Source organism: Halomonas sp. AOP30-A1-24 (genome assembly GCF_052378165.1).
GTDB lineage: Bacteria > Pseudomonadota > Gammaproteobacteria > Pseudomonadales > Halomonadaceae > Vreelandella > Vreelandella citrativorans.
The window spans coordinates 1-2835 of the sequence record NZ_JBQSXL010000064.1 but is presented as its reverse complement, the minus strand read 5'-3'; the positions used below and the strand labels follow the sequence as shown (position 1 = coordinate 2835).

Genomic DNA, 2835 nt, shown 5'->3' with positions numbered 1-2835 from the left:
AATGCCGTGTATTTTGGCGGCTCTTCGACGCTGTGTGGAATTTGTCCCCCTAAGCTGGGGCAGAATATGGACTCTACAACGACAGTAGGTATGGCATGGACGGCACCCAGATTCTCGCTCTCGGGCTGGGCGCTACTGAAACCGATGGGGAAGGCCCTGGCAACGCTTGAGCGGCATGCCGATTCGGCGATCGCTGGCACTCGGGCCTGACTAATACCAGACTGGCGGGGATGAATGGCCTATTTCAGGCGGCTCGGTCACGCGCACGTGGCTAGCGGAACGAGGCCAACGTCATCGCCATCATCTACCTGGTTGGCAGTCCGGTGGGCCGCCTGCTCGATCAGGCAAAATCCACATGAAATGACGAAGAACCAGAAAATTATAGTGATAAAATAGAGAGTCACAAAACCATAAGTTTTAATTTGTAGCATATAAAAATATGTGTTGATTCATTTACATCTATACGATAGTAAAAGGTTAATATGAATAAAAAAATACGCGCGCTTTCACGAGGTTTAAGTATCGTATCTGCGATGAACGACTTTAATGGGCCGGTGTCACTCAACTACTTACATCAAGTGACTGAACTTGATAGAGCGACGATCTTACGCATATTAGCCACCCTTGAGAGTGAGGAATGGGTTTATCGTGGTATGAGTGATAACTTATATAGACTAACGTATAAGCTTCACGAATTAGGAGAGCATGTCAGTTTTTATAACGCGATTGCACAGGTGTCAGCGCCTGTTATGGACGCGTTGCAGAAAGAGCTCCATTGGCCATCGGATATCTCCGTTTATGATGGTGATGGAATGTCTATTATTGAAACTTCCAGGAAAAGAAGTCCTTTTGTTATTAACCGCGAGGTAGTAGGTTTTAAACCTAGTATGCTCAGGTCAGCCATGGGTAGAGCTTTTTTAGCCTACTGTGATGAAAGAACTCTCAATAAAATATTGAAGCGTTTGAAAGAAAAGGGCGGGGAAGATGCGGAACTCGCTAACAATCATCGTTATGTAACGGATATGCTTGATGCGGTAAGATTACGTGGTTATGCAACCAGAGACCCTAGCGAATCATCACTACCGTCCGAAACAGAAGAAGAGTTCAATGCCATCGCGGTTCCGATCATTGTCATGGGCGATGTGCAGGCTAGCCTTAATATTGTATGGATGAAAACAGCTTATAAAGATATGGCCATTGACGATTTTTTCTATGAAAAACTAAAGCTCGCCTCTAGTCAGCTTTCAATCATCTTTCAAGAAAACAAAATATATTGAATTATCTAAAGATGTAAAGCTGACGCGAGGAGTAAACCAGGCGCCAGTTTTATTAGTTAATTTCAGGGGATTAGGTGTTCAGGAATCTCTAGACCTACTTCCTCGTAGTAGCGGATAGCGCCCGGATGTAAAGGCGTATTCATATCCTGAAAAACCGTTTCCAGAGAGAGATTACGCATTTGAGGAAGTGCTTGCTGCTTATCTTCAATATTCTCCCAAAAAGCTTTAGTGATCGTATAAATGGATTCTTCTGACATTTCCTTGTTAGTGACTATACCGATAGTAACGCCCACTGAGCGAGCAGGATCTGTATTGGTTTGGTTTGCGCCGTAAATATCTGCTGGTAGCTCGACAATACGATAACCTGGCCGCTCAAGCACACTTGCCAGCATTCCTTCATCTACTTCAGGAACACTTAAAAAACGAATTTTATTGGCCATTGCGATCTGGGTTAAAATGGGGCTAGGTGCCTGTGTCGGATTAAAATACACGTCCAGATTACCATCCTGAAAGCTTTGAGCAGCCGCATTCCAACTGATGTTGATAGCCTCGTAATCTTCATCGGCCTTATAACCCGTAATCGCTTCGATGAGGAGTTCAACGGTTGCTCGTGCCTGCCCTGTGGGTGGTCCGGTAAATACTCGTTTCCCTTCAAGGTCATCGTATGTCGTTATTCCTGAGTTATCGAAAACGGCTGCATGGTAAAGCCCCATCGGATAGTTAAATAACATCCTCATGTTTTCATACAGCTCAACTGATTGAGGTAGCGTAGCAAACATACCGGCACCGCCCTGCATCAGCGCCGCAATACCGGGTGAGAAGCTTGATGTAAACTGCACTTTTCCCTGGGCAGTCAAAACGGCATGTTCAGGGCCGCTACCTGTCGCGTCTACCTGTATTCGATAATCCGTTTGATTATTAATAATATCTGCAAATACTGTAGAAACGACATAGGGAGAGCTGCCTGTTCCTAATGTTTTAAGTCTAAAGTTAGACTGAGCAAACGCTTCGTTAGAACTCATCAAAGTGAGGACGGTGCTTAGTAGTGCTCCACCCAATAGGGCAGTTTTTAAGGTCTTTATTGAGATAAGCATTTTGGGCATCCTCTCAGGTTTCTTTGTATTTATCAGTTGGATCAGAAACAATATTGAATTTTAATACGGCAATAAGAGTGGCAACACCTATTCCTGCACCCAGAATTTGTAAAGAGAGTGTTGGTGATACTAAAGCGATTGAAACAACAACCGCGACTAACCACCAGAGACGACCTAAAATACTAATTCTGGCGATCAGATAAGCGGCTATAATTAACCGCCCAATCGACCAGATAAATTCCGTAAGCGAAAAATCGGCTATCAATAGCATCGATGGGCTATAAACAAAGACGAAAGGAGTCAAAAAGCCAATAAGAGCGAGACGGCCCATAGCCGTCATACCGATTGCCATCGGGTTTGCCTTTGCGATGGGAGCAGCCGCAAAAGCAGCCAAAGCGACGGGTGGGGTAATAGCAGAGAGTACAGCGAAATAGACCACAAACATATGCGCTGCAATGGTGGGT

At 44.8% G+C, this 2835-nt stretch carries 4 protein-coding genes; 2 read left to right on the top strand and 2 right to left on the bottom strand.

Annotation, left to right across the window (positions count from 1 at the left end):
- A partial coding sequence (locus tag ACT3TJ_RS17810; protein WP_444666115.1) for a hypothetical protein occupies positions 1-210 on the top strand: 210 nt, incomplete at its 5' end.
- A 272-nt stretch (positions 211-482) separates the two neighbouring features.
- Positions 483-1277, top strand: coding sequence for an IclR family transcriptional regulator domain-containing protein (locus ACT3TJ_RS17805; RefSeq protein ID WP_444666113.1), 795 nt, complete (start codon positions 483-485; stop codon positions 1275-1277).
- Positions 1278-1339: 62 nt separating this feature from the next.
- Here the strand turns inward: ACT3TJ_RS17805 and ACT3TJ_RS17800 are convergent, their stop codons facing one another.
- Positions 1340-2371, bottom strand: coding sequence for a TAXI family TRAP transporter solute-binding subunit (locus ACT3TJ_RS17800; RefSeq protein ID WP_444666111.1), 1032 nt, complete (start codon positions 2369-2371; stop codon positions 1340-1342).
- Positions 2372-2384: 13 nt separating this feature from the next.
- Positions 2385-2835: TRAP transporter large permease subunit (locus tag ACT3TJ_RS17795; protein WP_444666110.1), on the bottom strand; the 451-nt coding region annotated here is incomplete at its 5' end.

What these genes read in the sequence shown, in the direction of transcription:
- ACT3TJ_RS17800 (WP_444666111.1), bottom strand. Translation starts at nt 2,371, where the DNA reads ATGCTTATCTCAATAAAGACCTTAAAAACTGCCCTATTGGGTGGAGCA.
- ACT3TJ_RS17805 (WP_444666113.1), top strand. Translation starts at nt 483, where the DNA reads ATGAATAAAAAAATACGCGCGCTTTCACGAGGTTTAAGTATCGTATCT.